The sequence below is a fragment of the Tardiphaga sp. 839_C3_N1_4 genome (genome assembly GCF_051811045.1).
GTDB lineage: Bacteria > Pseudomonadota > Alphaproteobacteria > Rhizobiales > Xanthobacteraceae > Tardiphaga.
This window is the reverse complement of sequence record NZ_JBPWQD010000001.1, coordinates 633885-660220: the sequence shown is the minus strand read 5'-3', so window position 1 is coordinate 660220 and position 26336 is coordinate 633885. Positions and strand designations below refer to the sequence as shown.

General features: G+C 60.5%; 24 protein-coding genes. 12 read left to right on the top strand and 12 right to left on the bottom strand.

From position 1 onward, the window contains the following. Positions 1–93 precede the first annotated feature (93 nt). Together AB8A38_RS03470 and AB8A38_RS03465 are read right to left on the bottom strand one after the other, a co-directional pair. Complete coding sequence (locus AB8A38_RS03470) at positions 94–771, bottom strand: chromosomal replication initiator DnaA (RefSeq protein ID WP_439084985.1); 678 nt, start codon at positions 769–771, stop codon at positions 94–96. 46 nt (positions 772–817) lie between these two features. Continuing rightward, positions 818–1372 (bottom strand): CDP-alcohol phosphatidyltransferase family protein, encoded by a 555-nt coding sequence (locus AB8A38_RS03465; protein ID WP_068731090.1) that lies wholly within the window; start codon positions 1370–1372, stop codon positions 818–820. A 168-nt stretch (positions 1373–1540) separates the two neighbouring features. Here AB8A38_RS03465 and purM point away from each other — a divergent pair, with 168 nt between their 5' ends. Both purM and purN read left to right on the top strand, forming a co-directional pair. After that, entirely contained in the window at positions 1541–2614 is a 1074-nt protein-coding gene (gene purM, locus AB8A38_RS03460; RefSeq protein ID WP_120292381.1) for a phosphoribosylformylglycinamidine cyclo-ligase, read from the top strand. Further along, entirely contained in the window at positions 2586–3278 is a 693-nt protein-coding gene (purN, locus tag AB8A38_RS03455) for a phosphoribosylglycinamide formyltransferase (protein ID WP_439084984.1), read from the top strand. Before purM ends, purN begins: the two co-directional genes overlap by 29 nt. Before the next feature lie 95 nt (positions 3279–3373). Here purN and AB8A38_RS03450 read toward each other — a convergent pair whose 3' ends face one another. Both AB8A38_RS03450 and AB8A38_RS03445 read right to left on the bottom strand, forming a co-directional pair. Further along, positions 3374–5344: a DNA/RNA non-specific endonuclease gene (locus tag AB8A38_RS03450; protein WP_439084983.1), complete on the bottom strand. Its 1971-nt coding sequence runs from the start codon at positions 5342–5344 to the stop codon at positions 3374–3376. A 346-nt stretch (positions 5345–5690) separates the two neighbouring features. Next, positions 5691–6515: an alpha/beta fold hydrolase gene (locus AB8A38_RS03445; protein ID WP_439084982.1), complete on the bottom strand. Its 825-nt coding sequence runs from the start codon at positions 6513–6515 to the stop codon at positions 5691–5693. Between the two features lie 337 nt (positions 6516–6852). Here AB8A38_RS03445 and AB8A38_RS03440 point away from each other — a divergent pair, with 337 nt between their 5' ends. Both AB8A38_RS03440 and AB8A38_RS03435 read left to right on the top strand, forming a co-directional pair. Beyond that, on the top strand, positions 6853–7890 hold the full coding sequence (locus AB8A38_RS03440; RefSeq protein ID WP_439084981.1) for an alpha/beta fold hydrolase: 1038 nt from the start codon (positions 6853–6855) through the stop codon (positions 7888–7890). A gap of 22 nt (positions 7891–7912) precedes the next feature. Then, entirely contained in the window at positions 7913–8863 is a 951-nt protein-coding gene (locus AB8A38_RS03435; protein ID WP_439084980.1) for a fatty acid desaturase, read from the top strand. Here the strand turns inward: AB8A38_RS03435 and AB8A38_RS03430 are convergent, their stop codons facing one another. Further along, positions 8864–9445 carry a TetR/AcrR family transcriptional regulator gene (locus AB8A38_RS03430; protein WP_439084979.1) on the bottom strand — a complete coding sequence of 194 codons (582 nt, stop codon included), beginning with the start codon at positions 9443–9445 and terminating at the stop codon, positions 8864–8866. It lies immediately after the preceding gene. 57 nt (positions 9446–9502) lie between these two features. Then, positions 9503–11470, bottom strand: a complete 1968-nt coding sequence (locus tag AB8A38_RS03425) for an adenylate/guanylate cyclase domain-containing protein (protein ID WP_439084978.1) — start codon at positions 11468–11470, stop codon at positions 9503–9505. A 285-nt stretch (positions 11471–11755) separates the two neighbouring features. On the opposite strand from AB8A38_RS03425, the gene AB8A38_RS03420 reads away from it, so the two are divergent. Then, complete coding sequence (locus tag AB8A38_RS03420; RefSeq protein WP_439058603.1) at positions 11756–12139, top strand: hypothetical protein; 384 nt, start codon at positions 11756–11758, stop codon at positions 12137–12139. Positions 12140–12258: 119 nt separating this feature from the next. On the opposite strand, the gene AB8A38_RS03415 is transcribed toward AB8A38_RS03420, so the two are convergent. Beyond that, a complete protein-coding gene (locus AB8A38_RS03415) occupies positions 12259–12462 on the bottom strand; it encodes a cold-shock protein (protein ID WP_089263958.1) in 204 nt (67 codons plus the stop codon). Positions 12463–12936: 474 nt separating this feature from the next. On the opposite strand from AB8A38_RS03415, the gene AB8A38_RS03410 reads away from it, so the two are divergent. Then, a complete protein-coding gene (locus tag AB8A38_RS03410) occupies positions 12937–14103 on the top strand; it encodes an autotransporter outer membrane beta-barrel domain-containing protein (protein ID WP_439084977.1) in 1167 nt (388 codons plus the stop codon). A 74-nt stretch (positions 14104–14177) separates the two neighbouring features. Here the strand turns inward: AB8A38_RS03410 and AB8A38_RS03405 are convergent, their stop codons facing one another. Then, positions 14178–15011: a TerC family protein gene (locus AB8A38_RS03405; protein ID WP_093758307.1), complete on the bottom strand. Its 834-nt coding sequence runs from the start codon at positions 15009–15011 to the stop codon at positions 14178–14180. An 83-nt stretch (positions 15012–15094) separates the two neighbouring features. Beyond that, positions 15095–15517, bottom strand: a complete 423-nt coding sequence (ndk, locus tag AB8A38_RS03400) for a nucleoside-diphosphate kinase (protein WP_068731078.1) — start codon at positions 15515–15517, stop codon at positions 15095–15097. 279 nt (positions 15518–15796) lie between these two features. Between ndk and AB8A38_RS03395 the strand changes: the two genes are divergently transcribed. From AB8A38_RS03395 to AB8A38_RS03385, 3 genes are all read left to right on the top strand, one after another. Next, entirely contained in the window at positions 15797–16060 is a 264-nt protein-coding gene (locus AB8A38_RS03395; protein WP_068731077.1) for a sulfur globule protein precursor, read from the top strand. A 180-nt stretch (positions 16061–16240) separates the two neighbouring features. Next, complete coding sequence (locus tag AB8A38_RS03390; protein ID WP_439084976.1) at positions 16241–16423, top strand: hypothetical protein; 183 nt, start codon at positions 16241–16243, stop codon at positions 16421–16423. Positions 16424–16501: 78 nt separating this feature from the next. Next, on the top strand, positions 16502–18364 hold the full coding sequence (locus tag AB8A38_RS03385; RefSeq protein ID WP_315842464.1) for an ABC-F family ATP-binding cassette domain-containing protein: 1863 nt from the start codon (positions 16502–16504) through the stop codon (positions 18362–18364). Positions 18365–18403: 39 nt separating this feature from the next. On the opposite strand, the gene AB8A38_RS03380 is transcribed toward AB8A38_RS03385, so the two are convergent. From AB8A38_RS03380 to AB8A38_RS03370, 3 genes are all read right to left on the bottom strand, one after another. Then, complete coding sequence (locus AB8A38_RS03380) at positions 18404–18997, bottom strand: hypothetical protein (RefSeq protein ID WP_439084975.1); 594 nt, start codon at positions 18995–18997, stop codon at positions 18404–18406. An 84-nt stretch (positions 18998–19081) separates the two neighbouring features. Further along, entirely contained in the window at positions 19082–19534 is a 453-nt protein-coding gene (locus AB8A38_RS03375; protein WP_093758304.1) for a DNA polymerase III subunit chi, read from the bottom strand. Between the two features lie 9 nt (positions 19535–19543). Further along, positions 19544–21046 carry a leucyl aminopeptidase gene (locus AB8A38_RS03370; protein ID WP_315842465.1) on the bottom strand — a complete coding sequence of 501 codons (1503 nt, stop codon included), beginning with the start codon at positions 21044–21046 and terminating at the stop codon, positions 19544–19546. A gap of 504 nt (positions 21047–21550) precedes the next feature. Here AB8A38_RS03370 and lptF point away from each other — a divergent pair. Genes lptF through AB8A38_RS03355 form a run of 3 tightly spaced genes read left to right on the top strand, consistent with a single transcriptional unit; the run spans position 21551 to position 26315 of the window. Next, positions 21551–22720 (top strand): LPS export ABC transporter permease LptF, encoded by a 1170-nt coding sequence (gene lptF / locus AB8A38_RS03365; protein WP_439088452.1) that lies wholly within the window; start codon positions 21551–21553, stop codon positions 22718–22720. Beyond that, positions 22717–23814 (top strand): LPS export ABC transporter permease LptG, encoded by a 1098-nt coding sequence (gene lptG, locus AB8A38_RS03360; protein ID WP_231080480.1) that lies wholly within the window; start codon positions 22717–22719, stop codon positions 23812–23814. Before lptF ends, lptG begins: the two co-directional genes overlap by 4 nt. A 50-nt stretch (positions 23815–23864) precedes the next feature. Further along, positions 23865–26315: an LPS-assembly protein LptD gene (locus AB8A38_RS03355; RefSeq protein ID WP_439084974.1), complete on the top strand. Its 2451-nt coding sequence runs from the start codon at positions 23865–23867 to the stop codon at positions 26313–26315. Positions 26316–26336: the final 21 nt, after the last annotated feature.

Genomic DNA, 26336 nt, shown 5'->3' with positions numbered 1-26336 from the left:
TCAGTTGCGTGACGCTTCGATGACATTGAGGAACCTGCCTGCTGCGTCGTCAAGGCACGGTTTGACGCGCCGCGTTTGACGTCCAAGGCTAAGTCAGGCGTCGCGCAGCAGTTCCGCGGCCAATGCACGGGTCACCGGCCGCCCAAGCCGGAGCGCCTCGCTATCCAGCAATTCCACCGTATGGCGGGCGGCGGCGAATGACCGCTCGATGCGGCTGGCCACATAGCTGACCACGCTCTCGTCGATGCTGAGCTGGCGATCGGCACAAAACTTCACGATCAGCGCCCGAAACAACCCGTCATCCGGGGGCAGCAGATTGACCACCGGAATCGCACGGAGCCGCGACCGCAGATCGCGCAACTCGACCTCCATCGCGGCGGGGGGGACCCGTGCCGTGATCAGCACATAGGCGTTGTCCTGACGTGCCAGATTAAGAAGGTGGAACAGCGCCCGCTCGTCGAAGGCCCCGGCATTGAGATCCTCCACCACCAGTGCGTTGGTCACCAACTCAGCCGGAACCGTCGCAGCCGTCAGGCTGTGCGCCATGGTGGAGCGTGCGCCGGCCTCCTCGGCCCAGATCGCCGCCAGATGGCTCTTGCCGGACCCCTCCGGGCCGACAAGCAGCATGACCCGGTTCGGCCAGTCCGGCCAGCAGTCGATCAGTCCCAGCGCCTCGGCATTGGCCGGGCCCTCAAGGAAGTTGTCGCGGGACAGACTCTCCGCATGGGGCAGCGCGAACGCCAATTGACGGGGTTGGACGCGGGCGACCACGCAAATACTCCTGCCGGCTCCGCCGGCGAACGTCACGAATACCGGTTTACCGGGGCTCTTGACCGGGTTCGATGGTGCTCATGTGTCGCATCCACTCGACGAGATAGAAGGACACAGAGAGCAGCGTCAAGACGGTCACAAAGCCCATTAAAATCAAATCGTAAGGCGAGGATTTGAAACCAAATCCGAGAGCAGCAAGGACCAAGGCTGCGAACGCCACCTGCGCCACCGTATTGAGCTTCGACACCATCAGCGGCTTCATCGGGATCGGCTTGCCGAACAACCATGACACAATCACGGCGCCCACGATCATGATATCCCGCGACACCACGAGAATCACGATCCAGCGCGGAACTGCCCCCCATATCCCCAGGGAGACATAGATCGAGACCAGCAGCGCCTTATCGGCCAAGGGGTCGAGCAGCGCACCGAGTTCGCTGGCCATGTTGAAACGCTTGGCGAGAAAGCCGTCCACGGCATCGCTGACCCCCGCAATCACAAAGATTGCAAAGGCGATTTCCATCTGGTTCGAGGCAATCGCCCAGACGATCACGGGCACCAGCAGGATGCGCCCGAGGGTGATTAAATTGGGGATACTCACGCGGCGTTTCCCGGCTCCGGCCTGTTTCGCAATCCGAGCTTGGGGGCTCCGACCGGCTTACCGCCTACATAGTAATCGGGATAGCGTTTACGAGCCATTGCGCAGGCGGGGATTCCGACGTAACCAGCCGAAAATACACAGTTTCGCAGCTCCGGCAGGATACCCGGCATGACCGACCAGAAAAAAGGCCTCACTTACGCGGACGCGGGCGTCGATATCGATGCCGGCAACCGTCTGGTGGACCTCATCAAGCCGATGGTTCGCGCAACCGCCCGTGCCGGCGCTGACGCCGAGATCGGCGGCTTCGGCGGACTGTTCGACCTCAAGGCCGCCGGCTTCAAGGATCCGGTTCTCGTCGCCGCCACCGACGGCGTTGGCACCAAGGTCAAGATCGCTATCGAAGCCGGCATCCATAACGGCATCGGCATCGATCTCGTCGCCATGTCAGTCAACGACCTCGTGGTCCAGGGCGCCGAGCCGCTGTTCTTTCTCGACTACTTCGCCTGCGGCAAGCTCGACCCAGAAGCCACCGCCTCAATCGTCGCTGGCATCGCAGAGGGCTGCCGTGAATCCGGCTGCGCGCTGATCGGCGGCGAGACCGCCGAGATGCCCGGCCTCTACAAGGACGGCGACTACGACCTCGCCGGATTCTCGGTGGGTGCTGCGGAGCGCGGCACGCTGCTGCCGACCAAGGATATCGGCGTGGGCGATGCCGTCATCGGCATGGCCTCGTCTGGCGTCCACTCCAACGGCTTCTCGCTGGTCCGCAAGATTGTCGAGCGCACGGGCCTCTCTTACGCCGACAAAGCGCCGTTCTCGCCTGTGATGACGCTTGGCGGTGCGCTGCTGACCCCGACCCGGCTCTATGTGAAATCCTGCTTGCGCGCGATCCGGGAGACCGGCGCCGTGAAGGGCCTCGCGCATATCACTGGCGGCGGCTTCACGGACAACATCCCGCGCGTGCTGCCAAAGAACCTCGGCGTTCGCATCGACCTGCCCTCCCTCACCGTCCTGCCGGTGTTCAAGTGGCTAGCAAAGGAAGGCGATATCGCCGAACTTGAGCTGCTGCGCACCTTCAATTGCGGCGTCGGCATGATCGCCATCGTCAAGCGCGAAGCTGTGCAGCAGGTGATGGACATCCTGCGCGAGGGCGGCGAGACCGTGTCGCTGCTCGGCGACGTCATCGAGGCCACAGGCGACGAGCGCGTCGTTTATGACGGACATCTCGAACTCAACCTGTGAGGCCGTGATGCGTCGCGTCGCCATCCTGATTTCCGGCCGCGGGTCGAACATGACGGCGCTGATCGAGGCCGCTGCCGCAGATGGCTTCCCGGCCGAGATTGTGCTGGTGATTTCCAACAGGGTTGATGCTCCCGGCCTCGCCACTGCGCAGGCCAATGGCGTCAAGACGCTGGTGATCGAGAGCAAGCCGTTCGGCAAGGATCGCGCCGGCTTCGAGAAGCTGCTGCAGGCGGCCCTCGACGAGCACAAGATCGAGCTGATCTGCCTCGGCGGCTTCATGCGCCTGTTCACGGCGGAATTCGTGCGACACTGGTACGGCCGGATGCTGAACATCCACCCGTCGCTGCTGCCGTCCTTCCCCGGCCTCGATCCGCACGGCCAGGCGTTGCATGCCGGCGTCAAGATTTCCGGCGCCACGGTGCATTTCGTCATTCCGGAGACCGATGCCGGCCCGATCGTGATGCAGGGAGCCGTGGCGGTAGCCGATGATGACACCCCCGACACCCTCGCCGCGCGCGTGCTCGACATCGAGCACAAGATCTATCCGCAGGCATTACGGCTGTTGGCCACCAACAGCGTCGCTATCACCGGCGACACCTGTACCACTAGTACCGGCGCCAGCGCCAGCCGCGACGACACGCTGATTTCGCCAACCGTGATCTGACGCGCCTTTAAGCGCGAGCGCGGCGCTGCAATCGCATCGCCGCAGCCATCTCATTGGTCGCCAAAGACCTTGCCGTGACCTTGCATCGTGCTCCGTCAGATAATGATATCGCCGAGATCGTTGATCCAGCGTGTCTGGCGGGTCGCCTCGAGCGACCCGTGCGCGTCGAAATCCTTCACCGCCGAAAAATCCAGACCAGTTTCGTTTTCGATCGCCGTGATGGTGGTCTGGATCCGCCGTTTCCGCATCTCATCAAGAGTGTAGGGCTTCAATCCGGAGAATACCTTGGCTTCGTACAGGGCTTGCACGTATTCCGTCTGCCCTACCACAAAGGCGGCAGCCGCGATCCTGCTGTCGGTTTTCTGCAAAACCGCGACCTTCCAGAACGACAGCGGAATTTGCCAGGGTCCGCTCTCGCGGCTCTTGCCGTAAACAGGATCGTCGGGCCGATAGATCGGGCCGGTGAAGATCGTCAGCTTCTTCTCGGACGTCTGCGCCTTGTTGAGGAGATAGTCCTCCAGATTGCCCCAGTCGATGTCGTTGTACTTCTGCACCTGCGGTGCCGCGTTGGTGTAGTGGAACGTGTCTTCGGATGCGAGTTTCGACTCGGCCAAGGCAGCAGCCGCCTTGGGTGCCGCGCTCCAGCAAGGGTCCAGTAAACGAACCTGATGGCCCCGGCTGAACTGGACTGCGTCGTCGCCTTTGGCCTTCTCGTAGAAATTGCCGGCAGGCTGATATTCGTCAGCAATCCGCCCGTCGCGTCGCCAGGTATCCTTGCGCGGTCCCGGATGAACGAGCTTATTGCCGTCGATATTCACGGCGGTGATCAGCGGAAATTTTCGCTTGGCGTGAATCACCGTGGAAAAATGATGGTAGTCGAGTTCATAGCCCGCCGACCTACCGAGCAGCGGCGCAACCAGCTTCTTGGCGAGGAGCGGAGCGTAAATTCGCGACAGCGCGACCTTCTCGGTCAGGAATTCCTCGTCGTAGCCTTTGACATTCGTCCACCGCTTTGCCGGCAACGGCTTGCGGTCGGCTTCCAGCATGGTTTCGCCCGGCGCCATGCTCTGCGACATCGGTGGCAGACCCAATGCCTTCTCGAGTCTATCGAGCACCAGTCCAGCCTGCGCAATCTCGAAACGTTCGCGCTCGAGCTGTACATAGATGGCGCTGACCCGAATACCTTCGTTGGCAATCCAGACCGGCTCTTTGGCGGGATTTCGCAGCTTCGTCGGCGCGGGGACCGCCTTGTGATGCAAAGCGAGGACCTGCCACTGATCATTGAGGACCGGCGCCCCAGATGAGCCTGGCTCGGTATCGGTCGAGTAATGGATGAATTTGTTTATGTCGATCCCGGCCGACGTTTTCGCATCCAGCTTGACGATCTGGCTCGACCGGATCGCGATCTGTTTCGGCTCACTGCCAGGATGCTGGATGATGGTAACCCACTCGCCATCCACCACTTTGCCCGATAGCGGAAGCAGAGGAAGCCGGCCATAGCGCTCGATCGGCACGCCGCTGTCAGAGAGTGGCGTCACGGCAACGAAGGTGATGTCCAGTTCGGAGTTGGTGTAGAAAATCTCGTGAGGCCGCAGGTTGAAACTGACGCCTTCGCGCAGGACGCCATCGAGGTCGTGCTCATAGCCGAACTCGGCTTCGCACTGACTGGCCTCATCCGCGTCTCCTAGGACGTGATGATTGGTGAGCAGCAGTCGAGGACCTACCAGAAAACCTGTGCCGTACCAGGCGCCACCGTTACTCGGGACCTTGATGCGGCATACCGCATCGGCCGCCCGCCTGCCCCGATCCAGAAAGTTGATGGAGAGCAGATCGCTTTCGCCAATCATGCGCTCGAACGCATTCGGATCGCTGCGCGGAGCCTCCAGCAATTCCTTTCGCATCTCGAACCGCTTGTCCGACCGCGCCCGTGCACTTCGGCGCGCACGGCTGGCAGGCGGCACTAAACTCGAGTCCTTGCGCGTGATGATTTTTTCGAGCTGGGTGGACAGCGCCTGCGACGTCGTAGAGACGATGTCTTTGCGAGATTCCAAATCGTCGCGATCCAACGTCCCCTCCCAATGACTTTCGCCACGACTGGCTGCGCATCAGGCGCATTACGCCGACACCAAGCCATTGCGGCCCAATCCAAACATCAATCAAAGGTTGCATTCTGGCGTAAGAAGTGCTTCTGGGCAACAGTTTGATGATGCGACGTATGGTCCGCCGGACCGCAGGCAGAGTCGCTTGTACAACGGATCGCGCTGCCTTTTTTTTGCCAGAGCTTCCAGCGTGTGCGCAGGAGACTATGAATCCGTGGGAGCGATGAGGCGCGTGTGTGCGGGATAGGTCGAAGGCGTACAAAAATAAAGAAGCCCGGCAAGGCATTGCCTTGCCGGGCTTCTGGTACGTGCATCAGCTCTTGATGAACGCCAGCAGATCCGGGTTGATCACATCCGCATGAGTGGTCAGCATGCCGTGCGGGAAGCCCGGATAGGTCTTCAGCGTCCCGTTCTTGAGCAGCTTCACCGTCAGCGGTGCAGAGTCGGCATAAGGCACGATCTGGTCATCATCGCCGTGCAAGACGAGCACAGGCACATCGATCGCCTTCAGGTCTTCGGTGAAGTCGGTTTCCGAGAACGCCTTGATGCAATCATAGTGCGCCTTGGCGCCGCCGATCATGCCCTGCCGCCACCAGTTGTCGATCACGCCCTGATAGACCTTCGCGCCCGGCCGATTGAAACCGTAAAACGGACCGGCCGGGACATCGACGTAGAACTGCGCACGGTTGGCAACCAGAGCAGCACGGAAACCGTCAAACACTTCGAGCGGCAGGCCGCCCGGGTTACTCTCGGTCTTGAGCATGATCGGCGGCACCGCGCTAACCAGCACCGCCTTGGCGACGCGCCCCTTCTTGGCCCGCGCGACGTAACGCGCGACTTCACCGCCACCGGTTGAATGGCCGATATGGACGGCATCCTTCAGATCCAGTTTGTCGGTGAGTTCAGCGACGTCGGCGGCATAAGTGTCCATCTCGTTGCCGGTCGCGGTCTGGCTGGAGCGGCCATGGCCACGGCGGTCGTGCGCAATGACGCGATAGCCCTGATTGAGGAAGAACATCATCTGGTTATCCCAGTCGTCCGCACTCAGCGGCCAGCCGTGATGAAACACGATCGGCTGTCCGGTGCCCCAATCCTTGTAGAAAATCTCGGTGCCGTCTTTGGTGGTGATGGTTCCCATGATCCAGATTCCTTTGAGCGGGTTGCGGGCAAGCGCGACTTCGAATTCACAGCGGCTTATGCGGACAACCTGGCCGTTTTCCGCCTCTGCGCCGATGACAGGCCAGTGAATAGACTAACGGGACACAAGTCTCTTGTACGTTTCGAATACAAAACCAGCATGTCGCCGAGCCGCCGACGGGCGGCGATCAGCTGCACGCTATTCAGGCGGCAATGCTGAAATTTCGGCATTGCGCTCTTCGCCAATTAATATACCAATAGTACAGTTATTAAATCTTGTCGAGCGGATCGCTTGTCGCACCCTCGGCAAGCGTCAACGGACCTTCCGGAGCTGCAGCATGAATACGCCGAGCGACTACCAGATCTTCGAGGTGGGTGACGTGCCGCTGCAATCCGGCCAGCGGCCCCCTCGCCTGCAGCTTGCCTACAAGACCTACGGTACAATCAATGCTGCCAAAGATAACGTCATCCTCTATCCGACGTCGTTCGGCGCACAACACTACGACACCGAGTGGCTGATTGCGCCGGGCGCCGCGCTCGATCCGGAGCGCTACTTCATCGTCATCCCCAATCTGTTCGGAAACGGGCTGTCGTCATCGCCATCGAATTCGCTGGAAGCTCTGGCTGGCGCCCCCTATCCGAACATCAGCTATCACGACGCTATTTCGATCCAGCATCGCCTGCTGACCGAGCAATTCGGCGTCGCGCGTCTGGCACTCGTCTATGGCTGGTCGATGGGTGGCATGCAGGCCTATCACTGGGCCGCCCGCTATCCGGACATGGTGGCACGCGCGGCAGTGGTCTGCGGCAGCGCCCGTTGTTCGCCGTTCAACGCCGTGTTTCTCGAAAGCGTGCGGGCCGCTTTGACCACCGATCCTGCCTTTGTCGATGGCCGCTTTGTTTCGAAACCATCAGCCGGCCTTCGCGCCATGGGACGCGTCTATGCAGGCTGGGCGATGTCGCATGGCTTTTACCGCGATGAGCTCTGGCGTGAGGCCGGTTTCACCTCACTGGAAGACTATCTGACACGATCATGGGATGTTGCCTTTACGCATCGTGACGCCAACAATCTGCTCGCTCAACTCTGGACCTGGCAGAATGGCGATATCAGCCGCTGCGATGAATTCCGTGGCGACTTCCGGAAAGCCATGGCTGCTATCAAGGCGCGCGTTCTGCTGATGCCCGGACAAACTGACAACTATTTTCAGGTTGGCGACAACGAAGACGAACTCCCGTTGCTGATCAACGCGCACGCAGCAAAACTGTGTCCGATCCCCTCGCTGCACGGACACCGCGCCGGCAATCCCATCAAGATTCCAACCGACGCAGCCTTCATCAACACGAAGGTCTCCGCGCTGCTCGCCGCCGACGCCTGAACCGAGAAACGGAACGAAACCGATGACGATGGATGCAGTTGGCCATGGCAAGATCGAAACCCGCGCCCTAACGCCCGCACAGTTGAAGGACCTGTCGGTTCGCGCCAATCTTCCGGGGCTCATTCGCTCGATCAGCCATTATGCCTTGATCGCTTTGGTTGGAACACTGATCTGGCAGGTTGCCACCCGCTACGGCGTGGTGTGGGCGATCCCGCTGATCATCATCCAGGGCTATCTCATCGCCTTCCTGTTCATGGCCGTGCACGAGGCCGCGCACAAGACTGTGTTCACCAGCCGGCGGCTGAACGAGGCCCTCGGCCATGTCTCGTCGCTGATGATCGTTCTACCCTATGAACACTATGCGCTATTTCACTGGGACCATCACCGCTTCACGCAGGATCCCGACCGCGATCCTGAACTCGTCACCGCAACAATCCCCTCGTCCGACACCAGACTCGCCATCGCCTATACCGGCATCGTGCAACTGACCAATCGGATCCGTCTGCTGGTCCGCCGTGCTCTGACCGGACAAGCTGTGGCGCCGTGGATCCCGGAATCCAAGCAGGGCATGGTGGTGCGCGAAGCCCGCATCTATGCCCTCGTCTATCTGGCGCTGCTGATCGCTTCTATCGCGCTCTCTAGCACGATGCTGCTGTGGTGCTGGCTCGTCCCGCTCTATGTCGGCCAGCTCTTCCTGCGGCCCTATCTCTATGCCGAACACACCGGCTGCGAGCGTACCCGCAGCGCCTATGAGAACACCCGCACGACCTATACCGACGCGCTGACGAAATGGTTCACCTGGAACATGCCATTCCATGTCGAGCATCACGCCTATCCGTCGGTGCCCTTCCACGCATTGCCGAAGCTCAATGCCATCATCGACGAGCGCATCACGCATCGCGGTTGGGGTTACCGGGCCGTCACACGCGAAACCTGGCGCTGGTTTCGTCGCGCGCGGCAAGGCAGCATCTGACTATTGCGCCGACAATACGGATTTGACGAGCTTGCGCGCATAGTCGGCCGTCAGCGGCCGAAATCCAAAGACATACTCATAAAATAGCGTGCCATAGATCCGATCATAAAGATCGCCGGCCGGCTCCGAAGCAACGATGCTGCCGTCCTTCTGGCCGTCCTTGATAATCGCCAGCGATATATCCCGGCGGATACCGAGATAGCGTTCGGAGAAGATTTTCGCTGAACCGGTCCGCGAGATGCATTCGGCAATGACAGCGAGCTGTACCTTGCCGAAATCGCTGTTCAGCGCCAGGGCATAGGCGGCGGCATGTTTCGTGATGCGGGTAAACGGATCGCCGCTCTCGGAAAGCGGCAGCATGGTCGACGCCTGCCGCAGAAACGCGTCGATCAGCACCGCTTCGCGCGACGACCACCATTTATAGATCGTCATCTTGGAGACGCCGGAATCCCGCGCAATCGCATCGATGGTCGTCGCAGCGAGCCCCTCAGCCGCCATCATGCGATAGGCGCTGTCCAGGATCGCATCCTCGGTCTCGACCGATCGAGGACGACCTCGCCGCACCGGGGTCACGTCGGTCATCGTCGCAATATTTCTCTGTCGGCTGCCATGCGTTCACTATAGCGCGGCCCCCATAGATCAAACAGGGAAATTGGCGTGGCGATCAGACGCGGCGACGGAATGTTGGTCTCGCGCGCCGAGCAGCTCATAGATCTGCACTTCGGCGGCAAAGCCTTTCGGCTTGATCCGGGCGACACTGCGGAAAAGAAACAATGAGTCCACCCGCTCTTTGACGGCTTCGCTGACCAGGACGCTCGTTCCGTAGTCCTTGTTCAGGGTTTCCAGCCGCGACGCGAGATTCACCGTGGCTCCGAGCGCCGTGTAGTTCATGCGATCAGGTGACCCGATATTGCCGACCATGACATCGCCCACATGCAGGCCAAACCGGGTCTTGTAGACAGGCCAGCCCTCGCGCTCGAATTCCTCATTGAGCTTCCGATTGGCTTCGACGGAATCGAGCACGGCGGCACAAGCCTGTGCCACATGGTTCGAATGTTCGATCGGCGCGTTCCAAAGTCCCATCACGGCATCGCCGATATATTTATCGACCGTGCCCTGATGCGTAGCAATGACGTCCGAAATCGCAGCGAAGTAGCGCGACGTATAGAGCATCACCCGCGTCGGATCCTCGTTCTCGGTCATGCCTGTAAAATTCTCGACATCCGTGAACAGGATGGTCGCTTCGCGGCGCTCGCCGCCCAATTGCATGGCCGTGCCGGTTTCCACCAGTTGCTGAACCAGACGCTTGGGGACGAAATTCGAGAATGTCTGCACTAATGTGCGCATGGTGAAGACCGATCGCCCGAGATCGTCGATTTCGCGGATCGGCGAACGCAGCTGCGGCATCGACGAGAAACGGAAGTTCTGGATCCGGTCGACCTCGCGCGCCAAAATCCGTAGGGAGAGCGACAGCTTGTTGCCGATCCAGAATGCAATCGGTATGGCCGCGAGCACGAAACAAAATGCGAGAATGAAGAGCGTGCGCTTTTCTTGCTCGATCTCGGCATAGAACTCATCGAGCGGAGCGAAGAAGCCAACACGAAGATTGGCCGATCCAGCCATCTCTACGGGCCTGAATGCCGCCGCATAGGCACGCCCGGTTCCGTCATCGAAGAACTGTTGCTCAACGCCGGTCTGGCGCCACGCCTTGATGGCCGCAGTAGCGCCGATCGTATCGACATCGCTCAGTCGCGGCAGCTCGGACAGTTTGTTCGGCACGCTCGTGGCTTCAAGCCAGCGGGACATCTCGGGATGCGCCAGCACCCGGTCGGCATCATCAAACAGGTAGGCCACGCCCGAATGCCCGAGCTGCTGCTTGCGCAGCATGGCCTCGGCTTCACTGAGCAGGATATCGCCGGCCACAACACCCCGCTGCCCCTCCACAATGGGCATCCGCAGCGTGTAGCCGATGTCACCGGTCTGATAGAAAATATAGGGCTCGGTCAGCAGACTAGCATTGGGCTCGAAGGCGCCGCGATACCACGGCCGAACGCGCGGATCGAAATCGACCGGTCCGGGCAGACTTGCCAAAGGCTGCAGCGCATCGTCGAGATAGGAGGTCGTGGTCTGAAGCGGTCCAAAATCGCCTGCTTTCACGATCGTGAACAGGCGAAATCTGGCCCCGTCCGGCGCCCCGAAGCGCGCTTTCACCCCAGCTCCCGTTCGGTCGATGAGGTCCATTTCCAGGAACGAGCCGTCCTCATACCCCATATACAGGCTGAAGAGCTGCTTGTTGTTGCGGAGCATCGACGCCAGCAGGATGTTCAGCCGCGGGTTATTCTTGAGCTCCGCGAACTGGACCGATGTGATACCGCGCAGGATATCCAGATTGTCGTGAACGCTCTTGAGCTGCGCATCGATGCGATCGGTCGCCGATTGCGCGACCACACTGAGATACGATGAAGCCGCCGTCCGGATGATCGTATTCACCCGGCTGAAGCTGAGATAAACCAGCGCAAGACCGACCGTCAGGACGACGCCGACGAACAAGGCAATGATCGACGTCCTAAAGCCAATCCGGAAACGCGATCTCGCCGGCACCGTCATCGCAGGATGCTCCACACGCCAGCCAATCTGGCACCGCATATCGACAGGCCAGACCTAGCTGCGCCGGACGGGACGTCTCGCGGTATCATGATTCCGCCACGCAAGCGCAATTGCCGAGTATCTTTACGGTAAAGAAACCCGATCCGTGCTTACGACATCGGACAATGAGCTCACCTCGTCAAGTACGTCGGCAAGCGCCACGAGCTGCGACGATTGCAATGCCTTAATGGCAACTGCATAATTGAAACAATTGACTATTCTGGCTGTCACTTAAGGAAATGAAGAATGACGGGCGCCGATCTGGGTGTGATCATCCGGCAGACTGCTAAGCAGCAAAACAAGACACTGATGGCAGCCGTCAAGGCACAACGCGATCGCTATGCGGGCCTGGCCGCCAAGGCCAAGGACAAGACCGCCAAGGACCGTTTCAAGCAACTGGCGAAGGACGCGACGGAGCAAGGCATGGCCGCCGCCAAGCGCCTTCAGATGTCCGCCGATAATGCCGCCGATAGCTATGCGCGATCGATGCGTAAGGCCGTTGAAGCACTTCAGATCGCAGAAGCAGCGCAAGCGATGAAGGCTCAGAACGCCGAGAAGGACAAGGCCCCCAAGAAGGCTGTCCCCGCCAAGAAAACGGCCAAAAAGGCGAAGAAGCCAAAGAAGCGATGATGCAGGCATAGCCTCGCCCGCTCGGCGCGATCCGCACCGGAGCTACAAAAGGCCCGGCTTGCACCGGAGTTACATCAGTCGGCCGGCCCATATGTCAGGGCCGACAGGTCAAAACTCGGTTATGAGACCTTGAGGTTCTCGGCAGACGCCTTACCGCGATTTTCCACCAGGTCGTATTCGATGGTCTGATTTTCATTAAGGGTGCTGAGGCCCGCGCGCTCGACGGCGGAGATGTGCACGAAGACATCCTTGTCGCCGACAGTCGGCTTGATGAAGCCATAACCCTTGGTGGGGTTGAACCATTTGACGGTGCCCTTCTGCATCGTCTGTCTCCTAATCTAGATACAAAAAAGACGCGGTCACGCATCATGCGTACCACGCCACAAGCGGGCTTCCCGGTGTCTGCTGAATGTCCTGCTCACAAAACGCACAGTCGAACGGCCTCAATCCGATTGCGGAAGAATTCCAACATGAAAATTTTGGCTACGCAAGTCTTTGGCTTTTCGCGGCTGAGGTTTTGATACCACGGGCGCAACATCGCCCGCGTTCAAGCGTGCCTATCGAAAGCCGCTGACCGGATCCATGAGCAGACGTGCCGGATTGAAACATCGTCGGCCCGCCCTGCGTGAATGGTCATAACGTGATGAAAAGCGACACGAATCCGCTGTGGCAATCGCACAACAATGCGCGTCAATCGCCACCGGAGGCGCTCAATGCGCAGCGGCAATGCTGAAGGGATCGCGTATGCTCTGCCGCAGTCGAACGGCACTGCAGCGACAATTTCGAAACGAGTGACAATGCGCGATCCATCGCGATACGCCCGAACGGACAGGAGCCAGGCTGCCAGTCGGCAACGCCGGACCATTGTACTCGGCCTTGCCGTCGCGCTTGTCGTTGCGCCTTCGCTTGCATCCGCCCAGGTCGCGCCGCCGCCTACCACGCCGCCCCCTATCACACCTCCGCCGACACCGCCGCTGCCAGCCGCACCGGTGCCATCATCGACCGACTTCAATGCCGGGCAATCCGCAGGCATTGCCATTGGCGATCTCGGTAGCCAGTTCCTGCGGCGCCTCGGCGACCAGGCCAGCTACGGCTTCAGCAGGGCGTCGCGCACCAATCCCGGCGGCGGCGGTGCGTCGGAGACCACCGAGACACCCCGCTTCCGAAGCTGGGCCGAATTCTACGGCGTTGGCGCGCATACCAGCACAATCGGGGATTTCGTCGGCGACAAGCGCCGAACCATCGGCGGCGTCGCCGGGATCGGCGCGCTGCTGATGCCGGGAGTCAATGTCGGGCTGTCGGTGGACCAGAGCCACACCACGATCGATGTACCGCTGGCGCTGCAATCAGCGACGCTCGACCTCACGCAAATCGGAGTCAACGCTTCGGTCGACCAAGGCGCCTGGACCTGGGCAATCGCATTGGTGCACGGCTTCGGCGACATCAACTCGCGCCGCGACACCGGCCTCGGGCTCGCGAGCGCCGGCTACAATGCGCGGATCGACGGCGCACTCACCGAGCTGAGCTATTACTGGAGTTACGAACAGGCACGGATCGTGCCCAAGGCTGCCTTCGAATACACCCGCGCGACAACCGGCGCGATGCAGGAGCTTGGCGGCCTCAATCCTGTCAACGCAAGCGGCGCATCAGCCGAGCGCGCGCGCATCCTGATGGGTGCCGAAGTTGGGCGTTACTGGATCTTCGATCAGAAGATTCTGGATCTGTCGGGCTATGCGAAATTCGTCGACAACGTGCATCAGCGCTTTAGCAACGTCACGGTTAGCCTGGGTTCCGAGAGCATCACCGTTCAGGGGATCGGCGAAAGCCAGTACGGCGCGGATGCCGGCGCATCGGCGTCGCTGAGCCTCAGCAACACCGCGCGTCTCTATCTCAATTATGACGGCAAGTTCCGCGCCTATTCGCAGTCCCACCAGGGAACGCTGGGCGTCGAATTCAAGTTCTAGAAACCATCGGATTCCAGAAACAAAAAAGCGGGCGAAAGGCAAATGCCCCTCGCCCGCTTTGCGTTTTTATTGAGTTAGGCCGCCTGCTCGGCATGCCCTGCCATGCTGCGACGACGCCACAGCGTTCCGACGGCGAGCACCACAGCGACACCAATCAGGCCGCAGACGATCTCGCCACCATGCCCCCCATTGGTGAAACGAACGCCAAGGCCCAGCGATGACATCAGGCTGTCGAGGCCAGTTCCGACCGAACCGCTGAAGAAGCTGTGCATCAGCGGCAGGACCGCAGGATCCGTCGCGATCACTTCGCCGGCGACCCAGCCCAGCAGGGCCGCACCGAGCCAGACCAAAACGGGCAGACGGGTCAGCAGCGCCATGATCAGCGCCGCGCCGGCGACGATCAGCGGGACGCTGATGGCCAGGCCGAGGATCAGCAGCGGCACGCTGCCATTGGCAGCGGCAGCAACTGCAATGACGTTGTCGAGGCTCATCACGATATCGGCGACGACGACGATCTGCACAGCGGCCCACAGATGCGAGGCAGCCTTGACGCCGTCCTCTTCTTCCTGCTCGGGAACCAGCAGTTTGGCCGCGATCACGATCAGCGCGAGACCGCCCACCAGCTTGAGGTAGGGCAGTTCCATCAATGTGGCGACGATGCCGGTGAAAATGATACGCAGGATGACGGCCGCAGCGGCACCAAGGATCATGCCCCACATGCGCTGCTTCGGCTCGAGGCCGCGGCAGGCCAGCGCGATCACGAGGGCGTTGTCGCCGGACAGCAGAACGTTGATCCAGATGATCTTGCCGACGGCTACCCAGAATGCGGGCTGCTGCATTTCGACCTGAAACTGAACGAAAACCGACTTGATCGTCGCCGGATCGAGAATATGCAGCAACCAGTCCACAGCGCGCCCCTTTGTTTGTTCGTTTTGATTGGAAAGGCCGGCGCGCCCCCGCGCGCCGACCGGTCGTCAATTCGGCTGGAAGTTTAGCCGACGATCTCGTTGCCCGAGAAGAACTGTGCGATCTCGATCGCTGCAGTTTCCGGAGCGTCCGAACCGTGCACCGAGTTCTCGCCGATCGACTTGGCGTGAAGCTTGCGGATGGTGCCGTCAGCGGCCTTCGACGGGTCGGTTGCGCCCATCACATCGCGATGCTTGAGGACGGCGTTCTCGCCTTCCAGCACCTGCACGACAACAGGACCCGAGGTCATGAAGTCCACCAGTTCGCCGAAGAACGGGCGTTCCTTGTGAACGGCGTAGAAAGTGCCGGCCTGTTCGCGGGTCATACGGATGCGCTTCTGCGCGACGATCCGCAGGCCGGCCTTTTCGATCAGCGCGTTGATCGCACCGGTCAGATTGCGCTCGGTCGCGTCGGGCTTCAGAATCGAAAAGGTACGCTCGATAGCCATGATTTATCCTTGAATAACAGTCGCTGGAAGATGGCGGCTTATATCGACGCTATCCGGGAACGGCAAGCGATCCGTCCAAATGTCGCAGGCCCCATTTTGGCAGATCCGGCGCTCGAAATTACCTAGATGTCATCCACATGAACCATTCCTGACAGGGCTGGCGCGATCCGGTTCAGCTTTCTCCTCCTAGACTGCCTGCAATGACCCCGGCCAACGGCATTTGCCCCCGGCGCCATGTTCACAGCAGGCGCAACACGCGCCGTACCAGAGGAGATGAGAATGTTCCGCAAGATCGCACTGACTTTGGTTGCAGCGGCCTCATTGGGCGCCGCGGCGCTGGCTCCCACCTCGGCCTCCGCCTGGGGAGGCCACGGCGGATGGCACGGCGGTGGCTGGCATGGCGGCGGCTGGCATCGCGGCTGGGGCGGACCACGCTTCGTCGGCGGGCCGGTTTACGGCTATGGCGGCGGCGGATGTCTCGTCCGCCGGGTCGTTCCGACCCCGTGGGGACCGCGTTGGCGACTGGTCAATCGCTGCTACTGACGCTCCACTAACAGTAAAATACCGCCCGGCCGTTCCCTCGGTCGGGCTTTTTCTTGGCAGATCCATAGACGATTCATGGAATTTTGACTCAAACAGCCTCAAATCCATAAATCTTGAAACAATTTCGGCCCGCGCGACTTGCCTTAGTGTCATTCAACTGCCACGAGCGCCGGGAAGACAATGCAGAACCAGTTCATCAATAATGGCGAAGAGCACATCGACCGCACCACCAGCGTGGCGATTTGCAATGCCATCGGCGAACGGCTGCGCCGGGATGTCGGCCCGGACGATGCCCTGCCCTCCCATCTGCAGATGCTGATCGACCGGATGCGGCAGCAGGATGAAAACACCGGCAGCCGTTAACAGCAGAATTGATCTTCCACGCACCGTTGGCGACCAAATCGGGGTTGCCTTTGTGCGTCGCAGCGGTGACAACCCCGCATGCTTTCCATCACAGACATTTCGATCCGGATCGCCGGACGCCTGCTCATTGACGAGAGCACGGTACAGATTGCGCCGGGAGCCCGCGTGGGTTTCGTCGGCCGCAACGGCGTCGGTAAATCGACACTTTTTCACGCCATTCGCGGCGATCTGGCCACAGAAACCGGGAGTATCTCGATCCCGCCCCGCTGGCGTATTGGCAGCCTCGCCCAGGAGGCGCCAGACGGCCCCGAAAGCTTGATCTCCGTCGTCTTGAAAGCCGATCTCGAGCGCGACGCGCTGCTGAAGGAAGCCGAGACTGCCTCCGATCCGGAGCGCATTTCCGACATCCAGACCCGCCTTGTCGATATCGATGCGCATTCCGCGCCCGCTCGCGCCGCAGCGATTCTGAGCGGCCTTGGCTTCTCAGCTGAAGCCCAGTTGCGCTCCTGTTCCGAATTCTCCGGTGGCTGGCGCATGCGTGTGGCACTTGCAGCGACGCTGTTTTCGGCGCCGGACCTGTTGTTGCTAGACGAACCGACCAACTATCTCGATCTCGAAGGCACGCTGTGGCTCGAGGATCATCTCGCCAACTATCCGCGCACGGTCATCGTCATCAGCCATGACCGCGACCTGCTCGATACGTCGGTGAACGAGATCCTGCATCTCGACCGCGGCAAGCTCGTGCATTATCGCGGGACTTACTCAAATTACGAAGAGTTCCGCGCCAACAAGGAGGCGCTCGACGCCAAGAACGTCAAGCGTCAGGAAGCCGAGCGCAAGCGGCTGCAGGACTTCGTCGATCGCTTCAAGGCCAAGGCCTCCAAGGCACGTCAGGCACAATCGCGCGTAAAGATGCTTGAGCGCATGAAGCCAATCTCAGCGCTGGTAACGCAAGACGTGCGCGAGATCGTCTTCCCTGCGCCCGAGAAGATCCTGTCGCCGCCGATTCTCGCGGTGGACAATGTGTCGGTCGGCTATGAGCCCGGCAAGCCGGTACTCAATCAGGTGACACTCCGCATCGATACCGAGGATCGCATTGCCCTGCTCGGCTCCAACGGTAATGGCAAGTCAACGCTCGTCAAGCTGCTGGCGAACAAGCTGAAACCATTTTCAGGATCGATCACCCGCGCCGACAAACTGTCGATCGCTTACTTTGCCCAGCATCAGCTCGACGAGCTGGTGATGGACAACTCCGTCTATGATCACGTCCGCAAGCTGATGCCCGACATGCCGGAATCGAAAATCCGCGCGCGTGCCGGCAATATCGGCTTTTCCGGCAAGGCCGCGGATACGATCGTAAAAAGCCTGTCCGGCGGCGAAAAGGCGCGGCTACTGCTGGGGCTCGCGACTTTCTACGGTCCGAACATGATCATCCTGGACGAACCGACCAACCATCTCGATATCGACAGCCGCGCAGCGCTGGCCGAGGCGATCAACGAATTCCCCGGCGCGGTGATCATGGTCTCCCATGATCGCTATCTGATCGAGGCCTGCGCAGACCAGCTCTGGGTTGTGGCCGACCGCACCGTCACCAATTTCGACGGCGATCTCGACGACTATCGCAAAGTCGTCATGCAAGCCCGCGGCATGCGCGCGCCGACGCGCGACCGCGCAAACACGGACCGCGAAAAACTGGCGAAGCCTAAAGAAAAGAAAGTCCCGCTCAAGCAGCAGGTCGCCGAAGCAGAATCCGAGATGGAGCGGATCACCGCCATCATCGCCAAGATCGATACTGCGCTCGCATTGCCCGACCTGTTCAAGAAGGATCCGAAGCAGGCCACGCAACTCACCAAAGCCCGCGCCGCTGCGGCGGACGCATTGCAACGCGCCGAAGAGCAATGGCTGAGCGCGAGTTCTCTGCATGAAGAAGCGAACGGCTGAAACGCAGCCGTCGCTTACTTCGACATCATCACGAAAGGATCAGGTCGCGGCGCGCTTCTTGGCCTTCGGACGCGCGGTCTTCGGCTGCTCAACTTCCGGACCGCGTTCGACCACGGTCAGACGACCGGCGGTAAACGTATAGATGCCAGCACGCGGACCGCGCAGATAGGTCAGCACGGCAACGCGATCGCCGCGCGGGCTGGTCGAGAGGCTGACATGGTCGGGCGCGCCTGCACCACGCGCCACGTCGCATTCGGTATGGCCGAGCGCCACGACGCCAGTTTGAACCGGCGCACCTGCGGTACCATCGGCAAGCGCGTTGGCATCACGCGGCGCCATGCCCGGGCACGCACCGTCAGCGCTGATGAGATCCTGCGGACTGACGGCCTGCTCAGGCGACAGCGGCGGCGTCTCGATCGAAACATTCTTGATGAATACGCGACCTGGCTTGGAGAACCAGTCGGCATCCTTGGACAGCAGATCCGTGGAGAATGCGTCACCGCCCACGCCGGCGCAGCCAGCAAGCAATGGCGCAGCAAGCAGCAGCACGAGCAGACCGTTTCGATGAAGCTTTTCTTGTCGCACGATTACGCAACCCCAAGACAGGCGATAAGCGCCTGTAACATCATTCATTTGCGGCACTACCATGACACAGCGGTAGATACCGGTGAGGAAATCTACAATTATCATTAATTGCAGCAGATCGCCAATCGCCAGCTAATTCTTGCGCTGCCACCGGCCACGTTCATCGGTCTGCCAGTAAGTGGCGGTAAAGCCCCTCGCCTTACAATCAGTCCAGGCTGCTCGCGCTGCAGCGAGTGCATCGGCATCGTCGCCGTTAAATACCAGCACCATGCGCTCATAGCCGTCGGCATCGGCCGGCACCGCCGCGCTGTCCACAAGGAACCGGACCTGGGCACGATTGGGATTGCCCTCTTCGATCGCGAGAATGATCGGCTGATCCGCCGCGTCTGCCACACGCCAGGTCGCGTGCGGCAGAAATGAATCATCACGATAGGTCCACAAATGCGCATCGAGCGCATCGGCGCGCTCTTCTGATGTGGATTGCACGACGACACGCCAGCCGCGCTCGAGTGACTTCTCGAGCAGCGGCGGCAGCACGCTCTCCAGCGTCATGTTCTGCAGGTGATAGAACAGGACCTCGGTCATCGTGTCGGACTACTTCTTCGCCTCGTAATAATCAGCAACAAGCCGATCCAGCAGCCGCACGCCGTAACCCGAGCCCCAGCTCTGATTGATCTCGGTCTTCGGCGCGCCCATGGCGGTGCCGGCGATATCGAGATGCGCCCACGGCGTATCGTCGACGAAACGCTGCAGGAACTGCGCCGCAGTGATCGAGCCGCCATTGCGCGTGCCGGTGTTCTTCATGTCGGCGAATTGCGAGTCGATCTGCTTGTCGTATTCCGGACCGAGCGGCATCCGCCAGACACGTTCGCCGGTGGTCTGTCCGACGGTGGACAGACGCTCAGCGAGTTCATCATTGTTGGAGAACATGCCGGCATATTCGGTACCGAGCGCGACCATGATCGCACCGGTCAGCGTCGCCAGATCGACCATGAATTTCGGCTTGAACTTCTTCGCCACATACCAGAGCACATCGGCCAGTACGAGACGGCCTTCAGCATCGGTGTTGATGATTTCGATGGTCTGACCGGACATCGACGTCACGATGTCGCCCGGACGCTGCGCGTTGCCATCCGGCATGTTTTCGACGATGCCGATGGCGCCGACGACATTGACCTTGGCCTTGCGGCCCGCGAGTGCATGCATCAGGCCAACGACGCAGGCTGCGCCGCCCATATCGCCCTTCATGTCTTCCATGCTGCCGGCCGGCTTGATGGAGATGCCGCCGGTATCGAAGGTCACGCCCTTGCCGATGAAGGCGACAGGCTGCTCACCCTTCTTGCCACCGTTCCAGCGCATCACCACCATGCGGCCGGGACGCACAGATCCCTGGGATACGCCGAGCAGCGCGCCCATGCCAAGCTTGGTCATCGCCTTGACGTCGAGCACTTCGACCGTGACGCCGAGCTTCTTTAACTCACCTGCGCGGCGCGCAAATTCGGCGGGAAACAGCACATTCGGCGGCTCATTCACGAGCTCGCGGGCCAGCACGACACCGTTCACGATATGATTGCCCGGCGCAAAGGCCCTCTTGGCTGCGGCGACGTCGCTCACGGCCAGCGAAACCGCGACGCTGCCGGGCGTCTCATCGGCTTCCTTCTTCTTGGTTTTGTAACGATCGAATTTGTAAGCGCGCAGCAATACGCCGGAGGCGACCGATGCCGCCTGCTCCGGCATCATTGCACCCGAAGCCAGCTCCGCGATGACGGTCACCGCCTCATTGCTGCCGCCGACCTTGCCGGCGAGCACGCCGCCAAATTTCAGCAGATCGGTCTCCTTCAGATCGGCCGGCTTGCCGGTGCCGATCACGATGAGACGCGACGCCTTGATGCCGTCCGGGGCCAGGATGTCGAGCGTCGATGCGCTCTTGCCCTTGAACTTGCTGGTTGTAGCCGCGCGCTTCACAGTTGCTGCGGCGTCCCCGAGGGCCTTGGTCGCGGCAGGACCGAATTTCAACGTTTCGTCGCAGAACACCACAAGAGCACCGCGCGCAGCATTAGCAAACGGGACGAAGCCGACCTTGACGGCGTCGGACATGGCAAATTCCTCCAGAAGATCAGGGCTGTCGCAGGGGTCGGCGCGGAATCCGGTCAGTGCGGCGGGGTTCAAGTGTTTTGTTGTCGTCGCAGCGTGAACCGTCAAGACAGGTTCTGACCGAAACCGCCAAGGATCGATAGTTTCTTGTGTTTCCCCCGAGGGAAACCCAACCGCGCGTAACCCACGATTCGGGCATTGCCTGTGTCCGAATGTGTCGACTCTGACCTTAGGTGACGGTCTTGCCAACAAACGGGCCCTACCGACGAACCCGGTTCCTCGCCGCCAAGTAAGTTGCGAAGCATTTCAGTGGCCCAAGGGACACATCGGGCACATAATTAACCATATCTTGAGCGAGCCATCCCCCGGCCATTTTGTTGACCAATCAAAGGGATGCTAAGTGAGATGATGGGCTTGTGAGGATCGCGGCATGTCCTTTTGGGGGTCCCCTTGCGGGATTGGATATGCGGGCGGCTTTAATGGCCGGAATGGGGATTGATCGGACCGATGGGGTCTATCGACAGGTATATTTTCCGCACGACGCTGGCGTCGTTTGCGGTGGTTCTGGTCAGCCTGACGGGCGTGATCTGGATCACGCAAGCGTTGCGCGGAATCGACCTGATGACGAGCCAGGGTCAGACCATCCTGACCTTCCTCGGCGTCACCAGCTTGGCGATTCCCGTTCTCGTTCTGATCATTGCTCCAATCGCCCTCATGATCGCGGTGTCCCACACCCTGACCAAGCTCGCGACCGACTCCGAAATCATCGTGATGAATGCCGCCGGCCTGTCGCCGCGACGGCTGTTTCGTCCCTTCCTGTTCGCGACAATGGTCGTATCGTTGCTCGTGGCTTTCATTGGCTCATATCTGGCACCGGATGGTATGCGCCGGCTAAAGCGCTGGGACGCCGAGATCACGGCCGACGTTCTGGCGAACATCCTGCAGCCTGGCCGCTTCGCTCAGCTCGACCAGAACCTGACTATCCGCGTCCGGGAGCGTCAGCCCGGCGGATTACTGGTCGGGATTTTTGTAGATGATCGTCGCGATCCCAAAGAGCGCGTCACCATCATTGCCGACCATGGCACGGTGCTGAAGAACAAGGATGGTTCGTTTCTGATTCTGGAAGACGGCAATCTGCAGCGTTTCGAGACGGGCAAGACCGACCCCGCCATGGTGGCGTTCGGCCGCTACGCTTTCGATATGTCGAAGTTCTCCAATCGCAGCCAGGACGTCACCTACGGAATTCGTGAACGATATCTCTGGGAATTGATGGTGCCGCCAGTGGATGACCCGCTTTACAAGCAGGTGCCGCGGCAGTTCAGCGCCGAGATGCACGACCGCTTGATGGCGCCGATCTATCCGCTTGCCTTTGCCGCCTTGACCTTTGCATTCCTGGGCTCGCCACGGACGACGCGGCAGAGCCGCAACTTCTCGATGGGCAGCGCAATTGCCGCGGTGTTCGGCCTACGCATGGCGGGCTTCGCCTGCTCCGTCGTGGCAGCGAAATCGGACTTCGCCGCACCGCTTCAATATGCCCTGCTGGTGACAGCGATCGGCGTCAGCTTCTGGATCATCTCAGCCGGGATTGTGGTGGAGCCGCCGGCGAAGCTGGTGGAAGCAATCAACAGATCCAACGAGCGGTTGTTGCGCCTCTTCCGACGGCCAGCCGCCGCATGAGCATGATCACCAACACCATCGGCAGGTATTTCGCCGGTCGCTTCCTGGTGGCCGCCTTGGGCGTGTTCACCAGTATCTTCATGCTGCTGGTGCTGGTCGATTACATCGAGATGGTCAGGCGAACGTCCGGGCTGGCCTCGGCCTCTGCTCTGATGGTGGCGCAGACGTCGCTGTACCGGGTGCCCCAGTTGCTCGAGAAGATGATGCCGTTTTGCATCCTGATCGGCGCCATGACCTGTTATCTCGCGCTGTCGCGGCGGCTCGAGCTGGTGGTCGCTCGCGCCGCCGGCGTCTCGGCCTGGCAGTTTATTTCCCCTGCACTGGCCAGCGCCCTCGTCCTGGGCGTGCTCGCGACCGTGGGCTACAATCCCCTGTCGGCCAACCTGCGCGAGGAATCGAAGCGGATGGAAGCCCAGATGTTCGGCGATGCGCCGGGCGGCGGCGTCCAGGACGCCTCCGGCTTCTGGATCAACCAGGTCAATCGCGAGGGCCAATCCATCATCAATGCCGCCCGCAGCGAGCAGCAGGGCGTCCGCCTGACCGGCCTGACCGTGTTCCGGTTCGACACCGAATCCCAGTTCAAGGAACGGATCGAAGCTCGCGAGGCATCGCTGGAGCCCGGCCGCTGGCTGTTCAAAGGGGTGCGACGCTACACCCTCGATTCGCCCGTGGTTGAGCAGGACAGCATGTACCTGGCCACGACCCTGACCCCGCTGCAGGTCAGAAACAGTTTTTCGACCCCCGAAACAGTGTCATTTTGGCAACTTCCTTCGTATATCAAATCCTCCGAGAGTTCGGGTTTCGCGACGGCGGGGTATCGCTTGCAGTATCATAAGCTTATCGCACAGCCGTTTTTGCTGGTTGCGATGGTGATGCTGGCTGCTTCCGTGAGCCTGAGGTTCTTTCGGATGGGCGGTGTCCAGAAGATGGTTTTGAGTGGCGTGGGCGCAGGCTTTCTGCTCTACGTCCTGTCGAAAGTTACGGAAGATTTGAGCAAGGCTGAGTTGATGCATCCGATTGCTGCGGCGTGGCTGCCTGTGTGTGTGGGCGGCCTCACCGGCTTTTTGGCCTTGCTGTACCAGGAGGACGGATAGTGGCTGTGTTTGCCGCCCTCCGTGAGCAGGCATTTGATTGGAAGCTGCGCATGACCACGCGCGGCGACCGGTTTTTCACGTCTGGCGTACTGGCCCCGGTGCTCGCAACCGTTTTGGGTCTCGCGACTGCATTTGGCGTCGCGACGACAACGCCGGCGGCTGCCCAGAGTTTCACCTACAATCGCCCCGCCACCCGGCCGAAGCCGCCGCCTGCCGCCCAGACCGGGCAGATGCTGGTCCAGGCGACCGAGGTCAATTACGACTATAACAACTCGCGCGTCGCCGCAGTCGGCAGCGTGCAGATGTATTACAACGGCACCTCGGTCGAGGCCGACAAGGTCATCTACGACCAGAAAACCAAGCGCCTGCACGCCGAAGGCAATGTCCGCATGACGGACGCCGACGGCAAGATCACCTATGCCAACCTGCTCGATCTCAGCGACGACTACCGCGACGGTTTCGTGGATTCGCTGCGCGTCGATACCGCGGATGCGACCCGCATGGCGGCGACGCGTGCCGAGCGCACCGCCGGCAACTACACCGTGTTCCAGAACGGTGTCTACACGGCCTGCGCCGCCTGTAAGGAAGATCCGAAGAAACCGCCGCTGTGGCAGGTCAAGGGTGCCCGCGTCATCCACGACCAGACCGAAAAGATGATGTATTTCGAGGACGCCCGGATCGAGTTTTTCGGCGTTCCCCTCGCCTATATCCCGTATTTTTCGACGCCCGATCCGACGGTGAAGCGCAAGACCGGCTTCCTGATGCCTTCGCCTTCGCAAAACTCCAATTACGGTTTCGGTGTCGAAACCCCGTTCTATTGGGCAATCGCCCCCGACTACGACGCGACGTTCTCGCCGCGCTACACCAGCAAGCAGGGCTTGTTGGTGCAGGGCGAATTCCGCCAGCGGCTAATGGACGGCGCTTATCAGATCCGCGCCTATGGCATTAACCAGCAGGATCGGAATGCATACGCCAACACGGTCGGTGACAAGGACTGGCGCGGCGGCGTGGAGTCCAAAGGCCAGTTCGCACTGAACGACAAATGGGTGTGGGGCTGGGACGCGGTCGCACTCAGCGATTACAACTTCCTGCAAGACTACCGGCTGTCGATGTACCGGGATCCCTATGCCTCGTTTTTGAATCTGCAGACCGAAGCCGTTTCACAGCTATATCTAACAGGCGTCGGCAAGCGTAGCTTCTTCGATGCACGCACGATCTACTATCTGAGCTTCTCCGGTAATCAGAGCCAGGTCCCGGTGATTCATCCGGTGATCGATTACAACAACGTCCTTAACCAGAACATTCTGGGCGGCGAGTTCAGCTACAAGTTCAACATGACCAGCCTGAGCCGTGATCAGGCTGCGTTCACTGCAATCAACAGTAAGATTGATCCACTGACCGGCTTGAGCCCTTGCAATATTCTCTCAGCGGACACGGCCTCACGGACGCCAACAAACTGCCTGATGAATGGCGTTCCCGGCACCTATACCCGCGTGACCGGTGAAGCTCAGTGGCGCCGGTCTTATACGGACTCGTTCGGCCAGATCTTCACGCCGTTCGCGATCCTGCGCGTCGATGCGATCGATGCCTCGATCTCGAACCAGCCCGGCGTGTCCAACTTCCTGCCGACCGGCGACACGACCGCGCTGCGGGTGATGCCGACCGTGGGCGTCGAATATCGCTATCCGTTCATCAACGTTCAGCCGTGGGGCACCACGACACTCGAACCCATCGCTCAGGTGATCATTCGTCCGAACGAAACCTACGCCGGTAAGTTGCCGAACGAAGACGCGCAGAGCATGAGCTTCGACGCGAGCAATCTGTTCAGCGTCAACAAGTTCTCCGGTTACGACCGTGTCGAAGGCGGCGGCCGCGCCAACGTAGGCGTGCAGGCCACCACGCAGTTCGATCGTGGCGGTTCCGTCAAAGTCTTGTTCGGTCAGTCCTATCAACTCTTCGGCTTGAACTCGTTCGCAGTCGCCGATACGACCAATACTGGCGTGAACTCCGGACTGGCCACCTCGCGGTCAGACTACGTCGCCAGCCTCGCCTATTCGCCGAACCGCACCTATACGGTCAGTACCCGTGCTCGAATCGACGAGGCGACCGGCAATATCTCGCGCTTTGAGGCGGAGGGTCGCGCGAGCTTCGACCGTTGGTCAGTCAGCCTGATGTATGGCAACTACGCACCGCAGGCGGAATTGGGCTACCTCACTCGCCGCGAAGGCCTCCTTGGTACCGGTTCGATCAAACTGGCGTCTAACTGGGTGGTCACCGGTGGCGCACGCTGGGACCTTGAGGCCAACAAGATCAACCAGTACACGATCGGCGCCGGCTATGTGGACGACTGCTTCGTGCTCGGCGTCAATTATGTCACGTCCTACAACTACGTGAGTAACCTGAGCACACCGCCCGTTCTGAGCCATACATTCATGTTCCAGATTGGCCTGCGGACAATTGGCAATACCACGTCTGCGAGCGGAACCGGCGGCACTTACTAATATCGGTCCTTTGTGCCGTGA